The organism is Thalassobacter sp. HA4-2 (genome assembly GCF_055693705.1).
Genome location: NZ_JBVFUK010000001.1, coordinates 2,919,927 through 2,941,928, shown reverse-complemented (window position 1 = coordinate 2,941,928; position 22,002 = coordinate 2,919,927). Strand labels below are relative to the sequence as shown.

General features: G+C 58.0%; 21 protein-coding genes, 1 tRNA gene and 4 pseudogenes. 12 read left to right on the top strand and 14 right to left on the bottom strand.

What is annotated here, in order from left to right; genetic code table 11:
* The first annotated feature begins 285 nt into the window (after positions 1–285).
* On the top strand, positions 286–768 hold the full coding sequence (locus tag ACZ1G0_RS15005) for a hypothetical protein (protein ID WP_472737674.1): 483 nt from the start codon (positions 286–288) through the stop codon (positions 766–768).
* On the opposite strand, the pseudogene ACZ1G0_RS15000 reads toward ACZ1G0_RS15005, so the two are convergent.
* Positions 758–1,286 (bottom strand): annotated as a pseudogene (locus tag ACZ1G0_RS15000) (integrase core domain-containing protein); the annotation flags it as partial. The gene ACZ1G0_RS15005 and the pseudogene ACZ1G0_RS15000 overlap by 11 nt on opposite strands.
* Before the next feature lie 446 nt (positions 1,287–1,732).
* Between ACZ1G0_RS15000 and urtA the strand changes: the two are divergent.
* The 6 genes and pseudogenes from urtA to ACZ1G0_RS14970 all read left to right on the top strand — a co-directional run.
* The gene (gene urtA / locus ACZ1G0_RS14995; RefSeq protein ID WP_472737833.1) at positions 1,733–2,974 is read left to right on the top strand and encodes an urea ABC transporter substrate-binding protein; all 1,242 of its coding nucleotides are present in this window, start codon (positions 1,733–1,735) and stop codon (positions 2,972–2,974) included.
* A gap of 77 nt (positions 2,975–3,051) precedes the next feature.
* Complete coding sequence (urtB, locus tag ACZ1G0_RS14990; RefSeq protein ID WP_472737673.1) at positions 3,052–4,980, top strand: urea ABC transporter permease subunit UrtB; 1,929 nt, start codon at positions 3,052–3,054, stop codon at positions 4,978–4,980.
* Positions 4,981–4,983: 3 nt separating this feature from the next.
* Complete coding sequence (urtC, locus tag ACZ1G0_RS14985) at positions 4,984–6,165, top strand: urea ABC transporter permease subunit UrtC (protein WP_472737672.1); 1,182 nt, start codon at positions 4,984–4,986, stop codon at positions 6,163–6,165.
* Entirely contained in the window at positions 6,162–6,917 is a 756-nt protein-coding gene (urtD, locus tag ACZ1G0_RS14980; protein WP_472737671.1) for an urea ABC transporter ATP-binding protein UrtD, read from the top strand. The genes urtC and urtD overlap by 4 nt, the downstream gene beginning before the upstream one ends.
* On the top strand, positions 6,904–7,599 hold the full coding sequence (gene urtE, locus ACZ1G0_RS14975; protein WP_472737670.1) for an urea ABC transporter ATP-binding subunit UrtE: 696 nt from the start codon (positions 6,904–6,906) through the stop codon (positions 7,597–7,599). The genes urtD and urtE overlap by 14 nt, the downstream gene beginning before the upstream one ends.
* A 182-nt stretch (positions 7,600–7,781) precedes the next feature.
* A pseudogene (locus ACZ1G0_RS14970) lies at positions 7,782–8,308 on the top strand (transposase); the annotation flags it as partial.
* Positions 8,309–9,103: 795 nt separating this feature from the next.
* On the opposite strand, the gene ACZ1G0_RS14965 reads toward ACZ1G0_RS14970, so the two are convergent.
* The 11 genes from ACZ1G0_RS14965 to ACZ1G0_RS14915 form a co-directional block, all read right to left on the bottom strand.
* Positions 9,104–9,646, bottom strand: coding sequence for a zinc-binding dehydrogenase (locus tag ACZ1G0_RS14965; RefSeq protein WP_472737669.1), 543 nt, complete (start codon positions 9,644–9,646; stop codon positions 9,104–9,106).
* Between the two features lie 174 nt (positions 9,647–9,820).
* Entirely contained in the window at positions 9,821–10,150 is a 330-nt protein-coding gene (locus ACZ1G0_RS14960; RefSeq protein WP_472737668.1) for an alcohol dehydrogenase catalytic domain-containing protein, read from the bottom strand.
* 480 nt (positions 10,151–10,630) lie between these two features.
* Positions 10,631–10,864 carry a DUF2798 domain-containing protein gene (locus tag ACZ1G0_RS14955; RefSeq protein WP_472737832.1) on the bottom strand — a complete coding sequence of 78 codons (234 nt, stop codon included), beginning with the start codon at positions 10,862–10,864 and terminating at the stop codon, positions 10,631–10,633.
* Positions 10,865–10,901: 37 nt separating this feature from the next.
* Positions 10,902–12,635 carry a SulP family inorganic anion transporter gene (locus tag ACZ1G0_RS14950; protein ID WP_472737667.1) on the bottom strand — a complete coding sequence of 578 codons (1,734 nt, stop codon included), beginning with the start codon at positions 12,633–12,635 and terminating at the stop codon, positions 10,902–10,904.
* A gap of 104 nt (positions 12,636–12,739) precedes the next feature.
* Entirely contained in the window at positions 12,740–14,419 is a 1,680-nt protein-coding gene (locus tag ACZ1G0_RS14945; protein ID WP_472737666.1) for a bifunctional protein tyrosine phosphatase family protein/NAD(P)/FAD-dependent oxidoreductase, read from the bottom strand.
* Positions 14,420–14,430: 11 nt separating this feature from the next.
* The gene (locus ACZ1G0_RS14940; protein WP_472737665.1) at positions 14,431–15,312 is read right to left on the bottom strand and encodes an MBL fold metallo-hydrolase; all 882 of its coding nucleotides are present in this window, start codon (positions 15,310–15,312) and stop codon (positions 14,431–14,433) included.
* A 30-nt stretch (positions 15,313–15,342) separates the two neighbouring features.
* A complete protein-coding gene (locus ACZ1G0_RS14935) occupies positions 15,343–15,771 on the bottom strand; it encodes a DUF6691 family protein (RefSeq protein ID WP_472737664.1) in 429 nt (142 codons plus the stop codon).
* Position 15,772: 1 nt separating this feature from the next.
* Complete coding sequence (locus ACZ1G0_RS14930; protein WP_472737663.1) at positions 15,773–16,204, bottom strand: YeeE/YedE family protein; 432 nt, start codon at positions 16,202–16,204, stop codon at positions 15,773–15,775.
* 4 nt (positions 16,205–16,208) lie between these two features.
* A complete protein-coding gene (locus tag ACZ1G0_RS14925) occupies positions 16,209–16,421 on the bottom strand; it encodes a YgaP family membrane protein (RefSeq protein ID WP_472737662.1) in 213 nt (70 codons plus the stop codon).
* 92 nt (positions 16,422–16,513) lie between these two features.
* Positions 16,514–17,176 carry a Crp/Fnr family transcriptional regulator gene (locus tag ACZ1G0_RS14920; RefSeq protein ID WP_472737661.1) on the bottom strand — a complete coding sequence of 221 codons (663 nt, stop codon included), beginning with the start codon at positions 17,174–17,176 and terminating at the stop codon, positions 16,514–16,516.
* Positions 17,173–17,643 (bottom strand): Rrf2 family transcriptional regulator, encoded by a 471-nt coding sequence (locus ACZ1G0_RS14915; RefSeq protein WP_472737660.1) that lies wholly within the window; start codon positions 17,641–17,643, stop codon positions 17,173–17,175. The genes ACZ1G0_RS14920 and ACZ1G0_RS14915 overlap by 4 nt, the downstream gene beginning before the upstream one ends.
* Positions 17,644–17,763: 120 nt before the next feature.
* On the opposite strand from ACZ1G0_RS14915, the gene ACZ1G0_RS14910 reads away from it, so the two are divergent.
* Together ACZ1G0_RS14910 and ACZ1G0_RS14905 are read left to right on the top strand one after the other, a co-directional pair.
* Complete coding sequence (locus ACZ1G0_RS14910; protein WP_472737659.1) at positions 17,764–18,402, top strand: peroxiredoxin; 639 nt, start codon at positions 17,764–17,766, stop codon at positions 18,400–18,402.
* Positions 18,403–18,446: 44 nt separating this feature from the next.
* On the top strand, positions 18,447–18,878 hold the full coding sequence (locus tag ACZ1G0_RS14905; RefSeq protein ID WP_472737658.1) for a DsrE family protein: 432 nt from the start codon (positions 18,447–18,449) through the stop codon (positions 18,876–18,878).
* A 161-nt stretch (positions 18,879–19,039) separates the two neighbouring features.
* Here the strand turns inward: ACZ1G0_RS14905 and ACZ1G0_RS14900 are convergent, their stop codons facing one another.
* Positions 19,040–19,252: a hypothetical protein gene (locus tag ACZ1G0_RS14900; RefSeq protein WP_472737657.1), complete on the bottom strand. Its 213-nt coding sequence runs from the start codon at positions 19,250–19,252 to the stop codon at positions 19,040–19,042.
* Here ACZ1G0_RS14900 and ACZ1G0_RS14895 point away from each other — a divergent pair.
* A pseudogene (locus tag ACZ1G0_RS14895) lies at positions 19,148–19,571 on the top strand (DDE-type integrase/transposase/recombinase); the annotation flags it as partial. The gene ACZ1G0_RS14900 and the pseudogene ACZ1G0_RS14895 overlap by 105 nt on opposite strands.
* A 136-nt stretch (positions 19,572–19,707) precedes the next feature.
* On the opposite strand, the gene ACZ1G0_RS14890 reads toward ACZ1G0_RS14895, so the two are convergent.
* A tRNA-Lys gene (locus ACZ1G0_RS14890) sits at positions 19,708–19,783 on the bottom strand.
* A gap of 102 nt (positions 19,784–19,885) precedes the next feature.
* Between ACZ1G0_RS14890 and dapF the strand changes: the two are divergent.
* Both dapF and mtaB read left to right on the top strand, forming a co-directional pair.
* Positions 19,886–20,700: pseudogene (dapF, locus tag ACZ1G0_RS14885) on the top strand (diaminopimelate epimerase).
* A complete protein-coding gene (gene mtaB, locus ACZ1G0_RS14880) occupies positions 20,697–21,968 on the top strand; it encodes a tRNA (N(6)-L-threonylcarbamoyladenosine(37)-C(2))-methylthiotransferase MtaB (RefSeq protein WP_472737656.1) in 1,272 nt (423 codons plus the stop codon). Before dapF ends, mtaB begins: the two are co-directional and overlap by 4 nt.
* Positions 21,969–22,002 lie beyond the last annotated feature (34 nt).

The following is a 22,002-nucleotide window of genomic DNA, read 5'->3' as shown; positions in this document are numbered from 1 at the left end:
GCGTGGTTGCTATCCAAAAACTAAGATGAGGATCTTTCGATGAAACTGTCGAAGACACGAATTGATGTGGCCGAGCCACATGCCGGCAAGCCCTACTACTTATGGGACCAGACTCTCGCAGGCTTCGGGGTCAAAGTGCTACCCTCTGGAAAGAAGCGATACGTCGTCAAATACAGAGCCTACGGTGGGGGGCGATCGGTGACCTAACGCTGGATCACACTTGGCACCCATGGCGAAATACGGCTTGAAAAGGTTCAGGATCATGCGCAGCAGATACTTGCCGCCGTGAAGCGCGGGGAAGACCCTCAAGGCCAACGGTTCGCGCTCAGAAAAGCCCCTTTACTAAACGATGCTTGGGAGAGGTTCGCTGCCGGTGAACTGAAGGAGAAGAAACCACTTACGATCCGCGATTACTGTTCAAACTATGAGAACCTGATCGGCCCGAAACTCGGCACGAAGCCGATTGCCGAGATAACTCGCGCAGACGTTGACGCCTTCCATCGTGCACTAGCCAAGACGCCATTTCGGGCAAACCGAGCCGTTGCGTTGCTTTCCAAGCTAATGACCCTGGCTGAAATGTGGGAGTGGCGAGACCAAGGAACGAACCCTTGTCGCTATGTGAAGAAAAACAAGGAGCGCAATCGCGAACGCTTTCTCAGTGTCGCCGAACTGTCCCGGATTGGCGAGGCTATGCGCGACCTCGTTCAGGAAGGTGACATCTGGTCAGATATGGCACCTGAGTGGTCCAGTTTGATTGTTAGTGCATGATTGGCCTTTCGCCCATCTGGACGATGGTTTCCGGGGCTGGTGGGCGATAGCACAGAGCACTGCGGGGGCGTTTCGTGTTGTAGTGTTTCCCACTGCCCGGCAGGGCATTGCGCCAGCAATGTCCCGAGAGGGACCATGCTTTGATCAAGATTTGGGCTTGGCGCAGGCTGTAGAAGATCTCTCCATTCAGGAACTGATTTCGGATCCTTGCATTGCAGCTTTCTGCAGTCCCCGTTCTCCCACGGGCTGCCGGGTTCGATGTACGCCGTCTTCGCCCCAATGGCCCTGATCCAGTCCTAGACGGCCTTCGCACCAAACTCAGGGTCGTTATCGGATCGTATGAACGACGGCACGCCGCGCAGGATGAACAGATCGCTCAAGACGTCGATGACGTTGCCAGAGTTCAGCTTGCGATCCACACAGATGGCCAAACATTCCAGGCTGTTTTCATCGATGATGTTGAGCGTACGGAACGCCTTTCAGTCGTCAGTCCGGCAATGCACGAAGTCGTAGGACCAACCTCGCAGGCGGCGCAGTCCTCTAGCGGTCAAGCTATGAAGACACGTGTCTTTCGGTTCCAAAGCCAACATAAATAATCGGGGCTAACGCTGCATTGCAGCATACGAACGCAGCATGTTTTCTGCGTCTAGTGCTTAATTTTTAAAGTTTAGGCTACGAATTGCACATCTTTAAAGCACATTTGCTGCAATGCGGAATTTTCACACAGCTCTGCACTTGTTCGTCCGTCATTCAAATTTGAGGCTGTAGCTGCTTCGGCATGGAGCGCCGCGAACGGGATAGTCTTGCAGAACCCGACCCGTCCGCAGCTACAGCAAACGCTGTGTGGAAAAGCATTGGTCCTTTGACATCTTTCGTCAAGTCGGCCCCGCTCTCCCGCACACCCAACGGGGATACCCAAATGAAATTTTCTAACAGAACAACACTTACTGCGGCCGCTGCCCTTATGATCGCTGGTTCAGCCGCCAGCGCGGAATGCGGGGACCCGATCAAGGTTGGCGTTCTGCACTCTCTGTCCGGCACGATGGCCATTTCTGAGACGACGTTGAAGGACACGATGGAACTGCTGATCGCACAACAGAATGCCGCCGGTGGCCTGTTGGGTTGTGAAATCGAAGCGGTTGTTGTTGATCCCGCGTCCGACTGGCCCTTGTTCGCAGAAAAGGCGCGTGAGCTGCTGACCGTGTCCGAGGTGGACGTGATCTTCGGGGCCTGGACGTCCGTGTCGCGCAAATCCGCGCTGCCGGTTCTGGAAGAATTGAACGGCCTGATGTTCTACCCGGTTCAGTATGAAGGCGAAGAAAGCTCGCGCAACGTATTCTACACTGGCGCCGCCCCAAACCAGCAGGCAATCCCTGCGACGGACTATTTCCTCGAAGAACTGGGCGTCGAGAAATTTGCGCTGCTCGGCACGGACTATGTCTACCCCAGAACCACCAACAACATCCTCGAGCAGTACTTGCTTGATGCGGGCATTCCGCAGGAAAACATCTTCGTCAACTATACGCCGTTCGGTCATTCCGACTGGTCAACAATTGTGGCGGACGTGGTTGAGCTGGGCGCAGACGGCTCTCAGGTGGGCGTCATTTCGACCATCAACGGCGACGCAAACATCGGCTTCTACAAAGAGCTTGCCGCCGCTGGTATCTCAGCTGACGACATTCCCGTCGTGGCGTTCTCGGTTGGTGAGGAAGAACTCTCCGGTCTTGATACCTCCGACCTCGTCGGTCACCTCGCTGCATGGAACTATTTCCAGTCAGCTGAATCCGAGTTGAACGACGAATGGGTCGCCGCCTGGAAAGAAGCCATGGGCGAAGACCGTGTGACCAATGACCCGATGGAAGCCCACTACATTGGCTTCAACATGTGGGTGAACGCGGTCACCGAAGCAGGCACCACGGACGTGGATGCGGTACGCGCAGCGATGTACGGGCAGGAATACCCGAACCTCACAGGCGGTACGGCCGTCATGTTGCCCAACCACCACCTCGCCAAGCCTGTGCTGATCGGTGAAATCACCGCCGAAGGTCAGTTCGATATCATCAGCCAGACCGAAGAAGTCCCGGGCGATGCTTGGACAGACTTCCTGCCGGGATCTGCTGTGCTGGTCTCTGACTGGAAAGACCTCGAGTGCGGTATGTACAACACCGAAACCAAGACCTGCGTTCAGCTGACCTCGAACTACTAAGACCAATTGTCGGGCGCGGCGTTGTGCGCGCCCGACATCGTTCTGAATACTCCTCCAGCCCGAAAGCCTCACTCGTTATGGTTCGTGTTCTTCTCAGCCTGATGTGGCTGCTGGCGTCTGTCAGCCTCGCCACAGCCCAAGACCTTCAGTCGATCTTGCAGAACCACGCCGACGAGGTGGCAAAGCCCTCGCGCAATTCTGTCAGCGTCGTGCTGGACGACCTGATCGCCTCCGGCCTGCCGCAAGTACCTGATTTTCTTGAGAAATGGATAGAACGGAGCGTCTGGCAGAACGACGCAACCGGCCTGTTCTACATCGCGACCGAAGATGAAGACACGCTGTCCTTGCGCGACTTTGATACCGGAGAAGATTCCACCGCGTCATCCGACGGTTTCACCCAACTTCGGCCCAATGGTGGCGTGCGGCGCGTCATCGGCACGGCACTGGTGCAGTTCCAATTGACCGACCCCGATCCTGTTCGCCGCCAAGCTGCGCTCGATAGTATCGCGCGGCGCAGTGACGCCAGCCAGCTTGAGCCGCTGATGGCCTCGCTTGAAGGCGAAGACGACCCAGTCCTACGCGCTCAGAAGGTCCAACTGATCAATTTCCTCACCGCTCGATTTGGCGATGTCCCTGAAGAGCGTATCCTCGCGATTGAAAGCCTGTCCGCCGACACATCCGTTGAGGCCCGCGCGGTGCTGAACCAGATTCTTACCGTTACCACCGGCGTGGCGTCCGACCAGCCGGAGGGCAACATCGCCCGCATCCTTGACCCAATGGACGACACGATCGCGAACTACGAGAAACTCGTCGAAGCCGGTCTTGCCCCCGCGATCGTACCCGCCAATGAGGTCCGCGCCGCTCTTGAAGCCAATATCGTCGATGGCCGCGTCGGCGGTATCCCTTTGGCGCAATTGAGCCGCCAAGACATGCGCGACGACGCCTATCGCGCCCTTGCCCGCGATGGCACCGTACCGCCGCTGGTGACAGAAGATGACGTCGCAACCGCGCTGCAAAACGCTGTGTTCTATGAACTTTATGACGAGGATAACGCCGCCATCACCAGCGCTGCCCGTGCCACGCTTGACGCGGTTCAAACGCGGGTGGGCTGGGCGCAGACGGTGGATCTAACGCTCGACGGGCTGTCTCTCGCCTCGATCTATTTTCTCGCGGCGATTGGGCTTGCAATCACGTTCGGGCAAATGGGCGTCATCAACATGGCCCATGGCGAATTCATCATGATGGGCGCCTACACAGGCTACGTGGTGCAGCTCATCATCCCCGACTACACGGTGTCGCTGCTTGTCGCACTACCGCTCGCCTTTGCGATAGCTTTCGGTGCGGGTGTTGCGATGGAGCGGTTGGTGATCAGGCATCTCTATCACCGCCCGCTTGAGACCTTACTGGCCACCTTCGGCATCTCGATTGCGCTGCAACAGATCGCCAAGAACATCTTTGGCACGCAAGCCCGCCCGCTGACCTCACCGGAGTGGCTCGGCGGCGCGCTGGTGATCTCTGATGTGATCCAGATCAGCTATATCCGCATCGCGATCTTCGTGCTGGCGCTCCTCTTCCTCTTTGCGCTGCTCTATATCCTCAAGCGCACCCGCCTTGGGCTGGAAGTCCGCGCGGTGACGCAAAACCCCGGTATGGCCGCCTCAATGGGGATCAACCCTGACCGCATCAACATGATGACCTTTGGTCTGGGCTCCGGCATTGCGGGGGTCGCGGGCGTGGGCATCGGCCTTTATGCGCAGGTAACGTCCGAGATGGGCGCGAATTACATCGTGCAAAGTTTCATGACCGTCGTGGTCGGTGGTGTCGGCTCGGTTTTCGGCACCTTGGCAGGCGCGGGCCTTATCGGGTTCCTGCAAAAGGGCATCGAATGGCTGAACCCGTCCAACACGCTCGCGGCGCAGACCTATATGATCCTCTTTATCATCCTGTTCATTCAATTCCGGCCAAAGGGCATCGTCGCCCCCAAGGGCCGGGCAGCGGCGGATTGATCCATGACCCAGACGCACAGCCAGCGAAAATCATTCATCGGGCGCAATCCGTCTGTCCTCTACTTTCTCGCAGCATTGGGCTTGTTCACCGCCGTCGTCACGATCATGTCCGAAGCGGCTGGCGCAGGCCTGATCTCAACCTCGTTCATTAAGACGCTGGGCAAGACCCTGTGCCTGTGTCTGATCGCCATCGCGATGGATGTCGTCTGGGGCTATTGCGGCATCCTAAGCCTTGGTCACTTCGCCTTCTTCGGCATTGGAGGCTACGCCATCGGGATGTGGCTGATGTATGCGCGCACCGAAATCATCGTGACACAAAGCCTCGCCAATCAGGTCATCCCCCCAACTCCGCAAGAAGTGTCCGACGCCATCGGTAACCAGATATTCGGCGTTGTTGGCTCGTCAGAGTTCCCGCTGATCTGGTCCTTCGCAGACAACCTGTTTATCCAAATGGCTTTCGTTGTTGTTATTCCCGGCCTGCTGGCACTGGTCTTTGGCTGGCTGGCCTTTCGCAGTCGTGTCACGGGTGTTTATCTGTCGATCCTGACCCAAGCCATGACGCTGGCCCTCGCCCTTTACCTGTTCCAGAACGACAGCGGGCTGCGCGGCAACAACGGGCTTTCGGGCTTGCAAAACATTCCGGGCTTTGCGGACAGCGGGCAGGATGTGATCTCGATCGTGTTCTTCCTCGGCTCTGCCCTCGCTCTCGCGTTGGGGTATCTTCTGTTTGCCTGGATCACCGACAGCAAGCTCGGCAACATCATCCAAGCCATCCGCGACGATGAATCCCGCGTGCGTTTTCTCGGCTACCATGTCGAAAGCTACAAACTCTTCGTCTTCACCATCACGGCTATTGTCGCAGGCATCGCAGGTGCGCTGTATTACCCACAAGCGGGCATCATCAATCCGGCCGAAATTGCCCCCATCGCGTCGATCTATCTGGCGGTCTGGGTCGCCATTGGGGGGCGCGGTCGGCTTTACGGCGCAGTCATCGGTGCGGCAGTGGTATCGCTTCTATCCAGCTGGTTCACAGGCGGCGGCGCACCCAGTATCAACCTTGGTTTTTACACGGTCCACTGGGTCGACTGGTGGCTGGTGCTGCTTGGCCTGACCTTCGTTCTGGTCACACTCTTTGCCCCCAAAGGCATCGGTGGCCTCTTTGACAAACTGGTGCGCAAATCATGAGTACGCTTTTGGAAATGTCCGGAATCTCCAAGTCTTTTGACGGATTTCAGGCGATCAAGAACCTCAGCCTACAGATCGGCGAACCTGAATTGCGCGCCGTGATCGGCCCCAACGGTGCGGGCAAAACGACCTTCATGGACATCATCACCGGTAAGACAAAACCGGATGAAGGCTACATATTGTTTGGCGATGATAGCCGCTCTCTTATTGGCATGTCAGAAAGCCAGATCGCCATGCTTGGGATCGGGCGCAAGTTCCAGAAACCAACCGTGTTCGAGGCGCAAACCGTGCGCGAAAACCTCGCCATGGCACTCAAAAACCCGCGCGGTGCCTTCTCGGTCCTGTTCTATCGCAAGAACACCGAAGGTGCCGCGCAAATTGAACAGATTGCCGACGAAATCAACCTGACCGACCATCTGACCCGCCCCGCCGGAGAGCTGAGCCATGGGCAGAAACAATGGCTCGAAATCGGGATGCTGCTCGCGCAATCGCCCCGCTTGTTGTTGGTCGACGAACCCGCTGCGGGCATGACCGCACATGAACGTGAGCACACCACTGACATCCTCAAGAAAGCCGCCGAGACCCGCGCGGTGATAGTGGTGGAACATGACATGGAATTCGTGCGGCGACTGAACTGCAAGGTGACGGTGCTCCACGAAGGATCGGTGCTGGCCGAAGGGTCGCTGGATCATGTTACCAAGAACCAAACTGTTGTGGACGTATACTTGGGGCGCACCGATGCTGGAGATTGAGAACCTAAACCTGAAATACGGGCAATCTCAGATCCTGCACGGGATCACCCTGAACGCGCCTGTGGGCCAGGTCACCTGCGTGACGGGCACAAACGGGGTCGGCAAAACAAGCCTGCTGAAAGCCATCGCCGGGCGCCACCCCTTCTCGGGGGGGACGATCACGCTTGACGGCGTCGCGTTGCCGTCGGGCCGTGCGGCATTGGCGGCCAAAGCGGGTGTCGGATATGTGCCGCAGGGACGGGAAATCTTCCCGCTGATGACCGTTGAAGAAAACCTCGAAACCGGCTTTGCCTGCCTGCCCAAATCGGAACACAAAATTCCCGATGACATATTCGACCTTTTCCCTGTCCTCGCCGAAATGAAAACCCGCCGCGGCGGTGATTTGTCTGGCGGCCAACAGCAACAGCTTTCCATTGCCCGCGCTCTCATCGCTCGCCCCAAGGTGCTGCTTTTGGATGAACCGACCGAGGGAATTCAGCCCAACATCATCCAGATGATTGGCCGGACCATTCGCCTCCTGCGCGACCGGGGCGATCTGGCTATCATACTTGTCGAACAAAACTTCGAATTCGCCTACAGTAACGCCGACCATTTCCACATCATGCAACGCGGGCAGATCACGAAATCGATCCCCAAGGCGCAAGCCCAACGGGACGCCCTCTTGGACGCCCTTGCGCTCTGAGTGATCCGTTTACGCTGACTCGCGCTTGAGAGCTGCTCGCCTTTCAGAAGGATCGCATGCATGCTGTTTTGTGAGGCACCCGTTCGCGAAATTCGTCTATTGCACCTGCTGCGGTCGATTGATCGGTTTGTCGATCTGAGCAGCATCTGACCGTTTTTAACAGCCACACCGGTCGCCCTTCGGATGCCAGTTTGGTCAGCGCAGCTGTTCAGAAGCAGAATTCGCGCAACCGTGACGACTGGGCGGCCCGTGATACAGACCCAATGACGCACCACGCGCGGCCCGTGAGTATCTCGACGCTCTGGATGGTGAGGCTTTTGGCGCAGCAAGTGAGGTCATATCTGAATCTACCGCCCATGCTGATCCGGCCAGCCAGTGGTCTGCGGCGCGCACAGCGCCTGCGTTCTTTGCCTATTCGGATAACTATCTCATCGACATAGATCACGGGATCATCGCGGATGTGGATGCCTCGAGGTCGATCCGGCAGGCAGACGTGCGTGCAATGCGCAAAAGGATTGATCGTACAGAAGAGTGCTTTGGCATCAAACCAGACTGGATCGCTGCCGATACCGTATACGGGTCATCTGACAACCTCGTTTGGTTGACAGCTAAGCGGCAAATCCTCCCCTTCATTCCTGTCTTTGACAATTCAGAACGCAAGGACGGCACATGCTCTCGCGCTGATTTCACATGGGACGAAGACGATGACTGATACATCTGTCCCGAAGGTAAAGAGCTCGGTCATACCCGGCGCAATTATTCTGCCCCCGCCCGGAACACAGTTGGCATGAAAGCCCGAAACGATAGCGCTCTCAAATCCGATTGTCAGGCCTGTCCGTCCAAGGCCAAATGCTGCCCCAACACCAACACATCAGCCCCACCTGAGTGGGCCGGTTTGATTGTTAGTGGATGATTGGCCTTTGGTCATTCTGGACGATGGTTTTGCGGGGCTGGTGGGCGATAGACGTGCTGCCTATGAGAAGCGTACCTAATCGCGGTCTATTTCCGTGTTTCGCGCATACCCAAGCACTGCCGTGGGACAGCATTGCGGAGATTTCGCAAGTCAAGGACGGCAAAGATGGATTTATGCATACGCTTTGTCACGATCCAATGATCACTTGGAACGGCGCTCGAAAGGGTAGCCTGCAGATGTTTGGGCATATCCATGATAGGTGGAAAGGGTCGCGGAACGTGGTCAATGTTGGCGTGGATCAATGGGACTTGATGCCGGTATCTTTTGACGAAATGGCGAAACGGGCAAAGAAACTACTTTAAAACAAGCACTGGTCAGATGGGGAGCGCTCCAATTCATAGGTTCAGTTAGTAAAAGGCCGCCGTGCCGCCGTTGGTCATGCAGTCTTGATGCGGCGTCCGCAGCCCCCTTGCCGCCATTTACCGCAACTACGCAATCACGGCGTCGACGAATTCACACAGTGCGGGACAGTGTTGCCGTTACGGGCCTTTATCTAAAGGTCAGCTGTTGGGTTTGCTGAACGCGCGAAGGTCAATTCAATTCGAGCACAATTTTCCCGACGTGGCTTTTATTGCCAAAGGCCTCCTGTGCCGCGGCGATATCAGCCAAAGGATATGTTGCAGCGACGAGGGGCTTGATGTCTCCACGCTCAATCCGCTGAACAAGGTTGGAAAAAACCTCTGGCTCCAAGACCGTACAGCCGAAAAAGCTCAGATCCTTGAGATACAGCGTGCGAACATCAAGCTCCACCAACGGCCCACCAATTGCTCCGGCGACGCAGTACCGCCTGCCCGGGCGCAACACATCAAGTAGTCCCGGCCATTTCGGACCGGCGACCAGATCAACAACAACGTCGATGCTGTTTGCACCCAACGCCGCGATAAAGTCATCATCCCGCGTGAGGGTTTTTGCAGCGCCCAACGCCTTGAGTAGTTCGGCTTTGGACGCGCTTGTGAGCGCGATGACTTTCGCACCGCGCGCCTGTGCAAGCTGGACAGCAGCAGACCCGACGCCGCCAGACGCACCCGTCACCAGAACAGTCTCGCCCGCACCGACATTTGCGCGCGTCAGCATATTTTCGGCTGTGGAATAGGAACATGGAAATGATGCGAGTTCGATATCCGTCAGGCCGCTGTTGATCGGGTGCGCATGACGCGCCGCAACCCGTGTGTACTGGGCAAAGCCACCGTCACATTTCGACCCGAAATACCAAGGTGTCTTAAGACTGCGCCCGTCCGCCTCCCGTATTCAGGGTTCGATCAGAACGCGTTCCCCGATCCGGACCGCGTCAATCGCCTTGCCCACCGCAATGATTTCTCCGCAAACATCGGCCCCTTGTATGCGCGGAAAGGACAGCGCCTCACCAGACCAGCTCGCGTCGTCTGCTGCGCCGTCCCCTTTCGAATACCAGGCTGTGCGTGTGTTGATGTCGGTATTGTTCACACCCGCCGCGCGAACGCGCACGATGACATCCGCGTCCCCTGCGACGGGAACCGGCAAATCGTCTCTCCATTCAAGCCTGTCGGAGCCACCATGACCCGTCAGGACAACGCCAGACATCTCTTGTGGCAGTGTCATCGTCATCTCCCGCGCTCAGAAAGCCTGACATTCGCCGCATTTGCAAACAAGTGCAACAAGGGCTCGTTGCTGCCATTAGATCGGTCGCAGCACCCTCTTAGATCCGTCAGATCGTGGTGTTCTGTCCGGCCCATAGCGACCAGTCGATTGGGTGCCAGATCGCTGCGTTTGCAGCGCAATTGGCGGACATTGGTCGCACCTGCGTAGTTCCATCTGTTTAGATGACCAAAGAGCGGACGGGGGCAAGCGCGGTTATTGCTGACGCAGTATTTCTTCGCGATTGAGGCAACCAAATCGCTGCTGTTCAGCGCATGTCACCAGACCTGCCATTCGACTAGGGCTTCCTCACCCAAACCCAACCTAAGTTTTCGCCGTAACCAGTTTAATCAAGACAGACGCGGACTGAGGGGCCAATCAACCTTATCCGCACACAGCCTTGCTTCTTGCAAAGTGCCACTCTCTCGCCCTCTATCAAGCACCTTACGTTACAACGAACCGACGCAGGATGCGTCGTACTATAGGTGCGACAACGAGGACTGCAGGAAATGCAATGGCCCAAGATGATAGCCACGCGGATAGCCAACTCGTTACAGAACCTGGTGCGAAGCCGACTGCCAGAAATGTTGCCACGCCAGAAATCAGAAGCGACATGAAGCAGGACAACAGAAAGCCGAAGGCGATATGCTCAAGTTTGCTTGGGATGAAAGGGCGCATAAATGGGCCTCCGAATGATTTTGTCATTTGTTGAGCTCTATTCTGCTGCGGCGCGCGGGTGATCTGCCAGGGTGGTCCATGCGTCGTTCTGTGACAGGAATACCTGGCCGTTTAGATCATCGATCAGGTGCGACCGCTTCAAACGATCCATCACGGGGCCTTTGACCTCGGACAGATGCAAGCCGACATCCATATCCTTAAGGCGCGCGTTCACTGCCTCCAGGCTTTCTAGGGCGGAATAGTCCACCTCATTGACCGCAGAAAACATCAGGACGACATGATCGATCTCGCAACCGTCGGTCACTCGGGACTGGATCAGGTCTTCCAAAAAACGCGCATTGACGAAATAGAGGCTCTCGTCCACCCGCAGGCAAAGCACGCGCGGGTCGGTCTCGACCTCGTGGCGCAAAATGTTGCGAAAGTGTTCGCTGCCGGGGACACGACCGACCTCAGCCACATGAGGCCGCGACGTCTTGTAAAGGTGCAGCAGGACGGACGTAATCACACCCGCCGCAACACCAACTTCCACGCCGAGCGTGAGGGTCAGCACGATGGTCGCGGCCACGGCCGTAAAATCGGCGCGGCTGTAGGCCCATGTTTTCTTGAGGATCGACAGGTCGACCAGTGATAGCACCGCCACGATGATTGTCGCGGCCAGTGTGGCGTTCGGCAGGAAGAAGACCAAGGGTGTAAGCGAGACAGCTGCAATCGCAAGGCCTATGGCGGTGAAGGCTCCGGCGGCTGGTGTTTCCGCACCTGCGTCGAAGTTTACGACAGACCGCGCAAAGCCACCGGTCACTGGGTAACCGCCGGTAAAGGCCGCGCCAAGGTTCGCAGCCCCCAAACCAATCAACTCCTGATCAGGATCGATGCGCTGGCGCTTTTTGGCGGCAAGGGTTTGGGCAACCGACACGGATTCAACAAAGCCGATTATCGAAATCAGGATTGCGGGCACCAAGAGCGCTTGCAAGAGGTCAGGGGAGAACCCGGGCAAAGTCAGGGGCGGCAAGCTTTGTGGGACTTCGCCCACGATTTTCACCCCTTGCCCCGCCAGATCGAATGCCCAGACTGCGACAGTCGTGCCAACGACGGCGACCACAGGCCCCGCCTTGGTCGCGATATCAGCCATCGTTGCAGAGGCCCCGAGCCGCTTTAGCATCGGTTTCAGGCCCTTGCGGACCCAGAACAAGAACGCCGTCGCCGTCACACCAATGATGACTGTAATCCAGTTGACCTCGTTCAGGTGAGTTCCGATGCCCAACAGTATCTCAGGCAGCGTGTGGCCGTGGGCCGAGACGCCCAGAATGTGTTTCAACTGGCTGGTCGCGATCAGAATGCCCGAGGCGGTGATAAACCCCGCAATGACCGGATGGCTGAGGAAATTCGCCAGAAACCCCAACCGGAAAACGCCCATCAAGACCAGAAAACCGCCCGATAGAAATGCGAGCGTGAGCGCCGCAATCGCATAGCCCGCCGTGCCTTGCTCTGCGACTTGACCGATGGCCGAAGCCGTCAGAAGCGAGACAACAGCCACCGGCCCAACCGCCAAGGCACGGCTTGTCCCGAACAGCGCGTAGAGCACGATTGGCGCGATGGAGGCGTAGATCCCAGCCTCGGGCGGCAGACCTGCCAAGAGTGCATAGGCGAGGCTTTGCGGAATCAGCATGATCGTGACGATCACCGCCGCGATCATGTCGTTGGAAAACGCTTTGCGGTTGTAGGTGCGCCCCCAGTCAAAGACCGGCATGTAGCGGCGTAGAAGTTGGGTCATGGTATTATCCAAAAAATGGGGGTGAGCTTATCTGTTCGCGGATGAGCTCACCCGCCAGAGGCGTGCAACAGGGAGGGGACGTGCGCGCGTCAGGTCATCAAGGGTTACTCCGCCGCAACTTTGAGTTTTTCTGGCTTGGCCATCCATTCCTTGCCCTTCAGCATGGCCTTCCAATAGATCGGCGGCAGCATTTTTTCCTTCAGCAACCAGGCCAATCGTGTCGGCTTTGTTCCGTCCAGAAGGAAGGATGGGAAGCTGGGCTTAAGCACACCGCCATAGCCAAACTCCGCCAGCACGATCTTACCCCGTTCGACGGTCAGCGGGCAGGACCCGTAACCGTCATAGGCAGCTGTGGGTGAGCGGCCCGCGATGTCGGCGACGATGTTGTCTGCGACCGTGGGTGCCTGCTTGCGCGCCGCAGCAGCTGTTTTGGCGTTTGGCGCATTCATCACGTCGCCAAGCGACCAGATGTTGTCAAAGCTCTTGTGGCGCAGCGTGGCCTGATCGACATCAACCCAACCTGCTGCATCGGCGAGTGGAGACACGCGGATGAAGTCGGGAGCGACCTGTGGCGGGCAGACATGCATCATGTCGAAATCAACCGTGACGGTCTCGGGATCCGTGTCCGGCCGGGCGATCTTGAAGGTCGCGGTTTTTGCAGGGCCATCCACGGCTACCAGATTGTGGAAAAAGTTAAGCGTCGCATCGTATTTCTCGACGTATTTCTCCAAGGCTGGCACGTAGTCTTTCACACCAAACAACACGCCGCCGGCATTCATGAACTGAATGTCGATGTCTTTAAGCGCCCCGTTGCGGAACCAGGCGTCGCCGGACAGATACATCGCCTTTTGCGGCGCGCCCGCACATTTGATAGGCATCGGTGGCTGGGTGAAGAGCGCACGGCCTTCTTTCAACTCTTGCACCAATTGCCATGTGTAGGGCGCAAGGTCGTAGCGATAGTTTGAAGTCACGCCATTGCGCCCGAGCGTTTCTTCAAGACCTGCGACGGCTTCCCAGTCGAGCTTTAGACCAGGGCATACGACCAGCCGGTCATATTTCACGACCCGACACCCATCGAGGATGACCGCGTTGTTCTCAGGCTCAAACGCAGCCACCGCTGACTTGATCCATTTCACGCCACGCGGAATGAGCGAGCCCATGGTCTTGGCGGTATCAGACGCCTCAAAGATTCCGCCGCCGACCATCGTCCAGCCAGGCTGGTAATAGTGAATGTCCGCAGGGTCGATGATGGCAATCGACAGGTTCGATTTCCGAGACTGCAGGCTGGCTGCCACAGAGACACCGCCAGCACCGCCACCAACGATCACCACGTCATACTGGGCGTCGCCGGTATCAGTTGGGGTTTTGCCCCCATTCGCAATCCGTCTGGCCACGCCGTTCATGTCATAGCCTGCAGCTTTGGTCGCCGCGAGGATTTCGGGCATGGGCCGCTTCTTACTTTCATGAAAGGACCAAAGCGTGGCCGACCGCGTGCCTGTCCGGCAATACGCCAGCACCGGGCGTGGCAGATCGGCAAGCGTTGTACCAAACGCATCGACATCTGCGTCCTGCACCATCCCCGATTGCACAGGAACGTATGCCGCTTTGAGTCCAGCGGCGTTTGCAGCCGCCTCAATTTCTTCGAAACTTGGCTGATCCGCGCCTTCGCCGTCTGGGCGGTTGCAAATGATGGCGCGGAATCCTGCAGCCTTGATCTCGGCCATATCCTCAGCTGTGATCTGCGGGGAGACAGAGGTCTTGTCAGTGATTTTCTTGATATCCATCTGTCTGCTCCTCACAGTCCGTTTACCGGCACTTTGAGCATCGGGTTGCCGTCCTTGTCGGTCGGCACCTCGCCCGCGCGCATGTTCACTTGCAAGGACGGGATGATCAGCTTTGGCATATCCAGCTGCGCATCGCGTTCGGTGCGGAACTTAACGAATTCCTCCTTCGTCTTGCCGCCGCCCACGTGGATGTTGTGCGCTTTCTCATCGCCGACAGTGGTCTCCCACTGGATATCGCGCCCATTGGGGCCGTAGTCGTGGCACATGAACAGTCGTGTCTCGTCCGGCAATGCCAGGACTTTCATAATGCTTTCATAAAGCTCTTCTGCTGAGCCACCTGGGAAGTCGCAACGCGCAGAGCCGCCATCAGGCATAAACAGGGTATCGCCCACAAAGGCCGCGTCACCCATCACATGTACCATGCAAGCGGGCGTGTGGCCGGGCGTATACATCGCGAAGGCCTGCATATTGCCAATCTGATAGGTATCACCGTCTTCAAACAGGGCATCAAATTGGGAACCGTCGCGCTGGAACTCGGTGCCTTCGTTGAAGACTTTGCCGAAGGTATCCTGCACCACCATGATCTTGGATCCGATGCCAATCTTGCCGCCCAGCTTGTCTTGAATGTAGGGCGCCGCGCTCAGGTGGTCGGCGTGAACATGGGTCTCGATAATCCATTCCAGCTTCAAGCCCTGCGCCTCGATCCGGCGGATCAGCTCATCTGCATGATCATAGGTGATCCGCCCGGCCGCGTAGTCGATGTCCATGACGCTGTCGACGATGGCGCAGGCGTTCGATGATGGGTCTTTCACGATGTAGCTGATCGTGTTCGTGGCTTCATCAAAGAAGGCCTGAACGTCTGGCTTGATGTCCATATTGACGGGGTAAGTCATGCTGTTTCCTCCAAAAGCAAAGTCTAGTGTCTAGGTCGCGGCCTTGTCTGGCGCGGCGGGCAGCAGACGGCGGACGTAGAAACCTGCTGTCACGGCAATCAGAAAAAGGGCGACTTCCCATCGGCCTGTCCCAAGTGCGGGGATGGCAGCGCCTGGGCAAAAGCCCGCGATGCCCCATCCGATGCCAAACAGGGCCGATCCGCCGATGAGTTTGGTGTCGATGAGCGTCGAAGTTGGCACTTGAAAGCGCTGCCCATACAGCGGTTTGCGCAGGCGCCAAACCAGCCGATACCCGACAAATGTCACGATCAACGCACCACCCATGACAAACATCAGGCTGGGGTCCCATGTCCCGATGATATCAAAGAAGTTCAGAACCTTGGCCGGGTCCATCATGCCAGAGATCGCGATGCCTGTGCCAAAGACAAGGCCGGTCAGGAGTGCAAAAAGGTGCTTCATCTTAGGCTCCGAACACGTGACGGATCAGCAAAACGGTAATGGCGGCGGTCGCCATAAAGGTTGGCACTGCCACAAGCGAACGGAGCGACAGCCGCGATAGGCCGCAGACCCCATGACCGGAGGTGCAGCCGGATCCCAGGCTTGCGCCAAGGCCGACAATAACGCCGCCGACAATGATCATCGCGGGGCTAACCGGGACCGTCAGCGCGGGCATCGCGCCCGTGACCGCAAAGATCAGCCCAGGCGCGAGGATCATGCCGAGGATCAACGCCAAGCGCCACGTCATCTCATCCCGGCTTTCGACGAATACTGCACCAGACAAGATTCCGGTGGCCCCAAAGATACGTCCGAGGCCGAGCATGAGCAGAACCGCTCCGAGGCCAATGAGCAGGCCGCCCCCCAGGGACGCGAAAGGTGTGAACGCCGTTTCCATGGTCTTAGGCCCGGCAGGTCTTGAAGCCAAAGATCGAGTAGATCGGGCACACGCGGGTTGCTGCAACGATCAGCATCACAGCCCCGACAATCGCTGCGCCATACTTCAGGATGGCACCATCAAAAGCGGGCAATCCGCTCAGAAAGGCCAGGTACAGCAATCCAACGCCAAGTCCTGCGCGAAGGATGCGGTCAATGGTTCCGACATTGCTGGTCATCGTATTCTCCAATCTGATAACTTGAAGAACAGATATAACTTTGATTTCTCCGCTTCAGTGACATTGTCACTTAACATGCAGAAAGCTGAATATCAGGCTGAGGCGGCGAGCTCTTTCAGCGCCGGTTTATCCAGTAAAGCAATTCGGCCACGCGATTGCGCGATCATCTCACGCTTCTGGAAATCCTGCAGGATACGGCTGATGACCTCGCGCGCGGTGCCCAGTTCACTGGCCAGCTGCTGATGTGTGGCCGCGATCTCTCTGAAATCGCCCGCCAGATCCAAAAGACGCTCAGCCAAACGCACGTCCATATGCCCAAAAGCGACGTCATCCACGACACGTAGCAAGTCAATCAACCGCCGGGAATAGGCAGCAAAGACGAATTTGCGAAACGCCTCTTCTTCGGCCACCAGCCTGTCAAACGCGGGCTTTGGCAGAACGATGGCGGTGATATCAGTCTCCGCGATGCCCTCCGCGTTGTATGCCTCTTCGGCCAACATGCAGGCGGTCGTCAAAACGCAACTTTCACCGGCGTCAACGCGATAGAGCACGATCTCCCGGCCCGTATCAGAGCTTTGCGAGACACGGATGCGGCCATCGTACAGAAAGAAAAGGCTGTCTGGTATATTCGTCGGACCAAAAACCTGTGCGCCCTTTGGCATTTCGATGGTGCGCGCAACCCTCAACAGTCGATCCCGGACAGGACGCGGCAAGGCGGCAGTGCCTTGAAACCGCTCGGTCCAATCGGCGATCATCGTGCTTTACGCATCGGTGCGACGATGCCCTCCTCAAGCGGAGCAATGCGTCCCAACAGGTCGTCCCGGTTCGCCGCAATATCGGCGAGCGTCAGATCATCCAAGACGTCCATGAACGCCCGTGTCGCTTTTTGCAGAGCGCGAGACAGTTTACAGACACCAATCAGCGGACAGGTGTTTTTTTCTGGATTGAAGCACTCAACAAGGTCCAGCGGACCTTCCGTCAAACGCACGACATCGCCAATCACAATCTCTTCGGCAGGCTTACCCAGACGGAACCCGCCATTGCGGCCCCGTTGCGTGACGACATAGCCCGCAAGGCCGAGTTCATGCACGATCTTGACGATATGCGGCCGGGCCAACCCATGGACGCGGACGACATCATCAACCCGGATCAATTCAGGGGATTTGAGTGCGGCCAGCTGCAAGGACCGCAGGGCGAAATTCGTGTAAGACGTCAGTTTCATAGCATCCCCTTACCAAAAACTTATATTGTAAGTATATCTTTCTGCACGTTGAGTGACATTGTCACTGAACTCCGGCGGGGCGGCTCCTAATTCAGGCTCAGACAACCAAAGGAGAGCAAGATGACACTTCTGCTTGGCGACATTGTTCCTGACTTCAAGGCAGACACCACAACCGGCCCCATCTCGTTTCACGACTGGATCGGGGAGGACTGGGCATTCTTTTTCAGCCACCCGGCAGATTTTACGCCCGTTTGCACCACCGAAATGGGGCGTACAGCACAACTGGCCGAAGACTTTGCCAAACGCGGTGTAAAACCGATTGGCCTCAGCACTGATGGGGTGAGTGAGCATCTTAAATGGATCGAGGATGTGAACGACACCCAGAACACAACATTGCGGTTCCCCATTGTTGCAGACCCGGATTGTGAGATCGCGAAGCTTTATGAAATGCTTCATCCCGGTGAATCTGAAACGGCCGCCGTTCGGTCCGTCTTCATCATCGACCCTCACAAAAAGCTGCGTTTGTCGATGACCTACCCGATGAGTGTCGGGCGCAACTTCGATGAAATCCTGCGTGTGATCGATGCGTTGCAGACGGGTGATGCAAAGGGCGTCGCGCTTCCTGCCGATTGGCGGCCCGGCGACCGCGCGATCATCCCGCCATCTGTGTCGAATGCAGAGGCGACGGCGAAGTTTCCGCAAGGGTTCGAGGAAATCCGCCCGTATCTGCGCACTGTGGACCTCGGCAACGATGCCTAAGCCGTTTCGCCTCCAACCTTTCCCCTACATCAGAGAGAACACCCATGAAGACGTTTCTACTCGCATTAACAACTGCACTTGGCCTCAGCTCCGTCGCCCAGGCCGACGATACCCCGAACCTCGTGACGATCCTCACTTCTGGGGAGCCGCAAACCCAGCTGATGAGTATGGTGCTCACCATGCAGTCCATGCAGCAGGGATCAAACGCGCATATCCTACTTTGCGGACCAGCTGGTGACCTTGCGCTAAAGGAGGCACCGGCCTCTGCCACGGCACCACAAGCGCCGCGCGCTATGAGCCCACAGGGATTGATGCAAAACATCATGCAAAGTGGGGCCACGGTCGAAGTATGTGCGATCTACCTGCCAAACAAAGGCGTTGAACCGACAGCTTTGCTGGATGGGATAACAGCCGCCGCGCCACCCGAGATGGCCGCGCGGATGCTGGCACCCAACACACGGATCATGTCGTTCTGAATAGTATGAAAAAGACGGGCTATGACGGGGTGAACTGCCCCTTGTGTGCCGGAGACCCAAAAGCAAGGATACTGGGTCACGGGAAAGACAAAGAACGGAACACGTTATCCAGATGAACTGCGCGCGCGAGCGGTGCGTTTGGTTTTGGGTCACGAGACAGACTACGCGAGCAGATCGGCGGCAATCCTGTCGATCTCTCGAGACAGGTTGGATGCAGCAGGGACAGCCTGCGCATTTGGGTCAAGCAGCATGAGACCGATACGGACAACCGCATCGTTGGCTGGAAGGCATCGACGACGCAGGACACACAGTTCGTTCTGGATGCACTGGAACAAGCAATCCATGCCCGCAGGCCTGTTGAGAAACTGTCCCACCATTCAGATCGCGGCGGCCAAATACGTGCCGATCAAATATACAGAGCGTTTGGTCGATGCTGGGCTGGAACCGTCCGTCGGCAGCGTGGGCGACATCTATGACAACGCCTTGGCCGAAACAATCATCGGCCTGTTCAAAACCGAAGTCATCAATCGGCTGGGTCCGTGGAGGTCCATAGATCAGGTCGAATGGGAAACCCTGCAATGGGTCGATTGGTTCAAGAGCGAACGCCTGCTTGAGCCTCTCGGCTACATCACGCCAATCGAAGCGGAGGAACGATACGAACAAACCTTGAAATCAGATAAAATCGCAGCTTGAAATACCAACTAAACAGTCTCCGGTAGAACCAGGTCGGTTCAGTTCGAAACTGCCTAAGTTCACGACCCAGTGTCGAAAAGTGCGAAAACTGTGTCAAACTCTCACGAACTGCTGTCGTGCGACATAATGATATTAGTGGTGAGCCGTGCAGGGTTCGAACCTGCGACCCACTGATTAAAAGTCAGTTGCTCTACCAACTGAGCTAACGGCCCACTGGGCGGGTAGGTATCGTCAGGCCCCCCACCCGTCAACCCGGATTCGCAGGAAAATCTCGGCACCTTTCAAAACGTCGCAAGCGCGGCTATATCCGGGCCATGCAGGACACAATGACTCGCACGGGCCTGCCCTTCATGAAAATGCACGGGCTGGGCAATGACTTTGTCGTTATTGACGAACGGGCCTGTGGTCCGCGCGTGGATGCGGGGCTTGCGCGCGCCATGGGGGACCGGCATCGCGGTGTGGGCTTTGACCAGCTGGCGGTCATTCGGGCGGGGGCGGATACGGATATCAGCCTTGATTTCTGGAACGCCGACGGCAGCCGGGCAGGGGCCTGCGGCAATGCCACACGCTGTGTCGCGGCGCATTGGTTCCGGCACAACGCCGCGCCTGCGATGACCATCCGCACCGAACGCGGCGTCCTGCACGCCCTGCGCGCGGACGACGACCAGATCACCGTCAACATGGGACAGCCCCTGCTGGACTGGGCGGATGTGCCCCTGACCGAACCTCTCGACACCCTGCACCTGCCCCTCGACGGCGATCCGGTGGCCACGGGCATGGGCAACCCCCACTGCACCTTTTTCGTGACCGACGCCGAGGCCATCGACCTGCCCACGCGCGGCGCCGCCACCGAACACCACCCCCTGTTTCCAGAGCGGACCAACGTGCAGTTCGCCAGCATCAAGGCCCCCGATCACCTGCGCATGCGGGTGTGGGAACGGGGGTTGGCGTCACGCTCGCCTCCGGGTCCAGCAGCTGTGCCACCGCCGTGGCCGCCGCGCGCCGTGGGATCACCGGACGCCGGGTGCGCATTGATCTGGATGGCGGCACCCTGCACATTGATTGGCGCGACGACGGGGTCTGGATGACCGGCCCCACGGCCCATGTGTTCGACGGGGTGTGGCTATGACCGCCAATTATAAACCGCCCGTCTTTTCCAACCACGGCTGCCGCCTGAACGCCTATGAGACCGAGGCGATGAAGGAACTGGCCGAAGGCGCAGGCCTGGACAACATCGTGGTGGTCAACACCTGCAACGTCACGGCCGAGGCGGTGCGCAAGGCCCGCCAGGACATCCGCAAGCTGCGCCGTCAGAACCCCGACGCTCGGGTCATCGTCACAGGCTGCGCCGCGCAAACGGACCCCGACAGCTTTGCCGAAATGGCAGAGGTGGACCACGTCATCGGCAACAGCGAAAAGATGCAGGCGGGCACATGGGGGGGCCTGGCCACGGGCGGCACGGAACCCGTGCAGGTGGACGACATCATGTCCGTGACGGAAACGGCGGGACACCTGATCGACGGCTTTGGCACCCGGTCCCGCGCCTACGTGCAGGTGCAAAACGGCTGCGATCACCGCTGCACATTCTGCATCATTCCTTACGGGCGCGGCAACTCGCGCAGCGTGCCTGCGGGCGTGGTGGTGGATCAGATCAACCGTCTGGTGGAACGTGGCTATAACGAGGTCGTTCTGACCGGCGTGGACCTGACCAGCTGGGGCGCGGATCTGCCCGGCACCCCGCGTCTGGGCGATCTGGTCATGCGGATCCTCAAGCTGACGGATGTGCCGCGCCTGCGCATCAGCTCCATCGACAGCATCGAGGTGGACGAAAACCTGATGCTGGCCATCGAGGGCCAGCCGCGCCTGATGCCCCACCTGCATCTGTCCCTGCAACACGGGGCCGACCTGATCCTGAAACGGATGAAGCGGCGACACCTGCGCGGGGACGCCATAGCCTTTTGCCAAGAGGCACGGCGCCTGCGCCCGGACATGACGTTTGGGGCCGATATCATCGCGGGCTTCCCGACCGAGACGGAGGCGCATTTTGCCGACAGTCTGGCGCTGGTGCAGGAATGTGATCTGACATGGCTGCACGTCTTCCCCTATTCCGCGCGCGCGGGCACGCCCGCCGCCAAGATGCCCCCGGTGGATGGCCGCCTGATCAAGGACCGCGCGGCCCAACTGCGCGCGGCGGGGGACCGCCAAGTGACCCGCCACCTGACTGCGCAGCTGGGCCAGACGCACCACGTCTTGATGGAAAACCCCCGCATGGGCCGCACCGCGCAATTCGCCGAGGTGGTGTTTGACACCGACCAGCCCGAGGGGCAGGTTGTGCAAACCCGCATCACTGGTGTGCAGGAAACACAGCTAAAGGGCGCCGTAGATGCACACGTTTAGACCGGGCTTTCAAGCATTCTTGCGATTGGTTCCA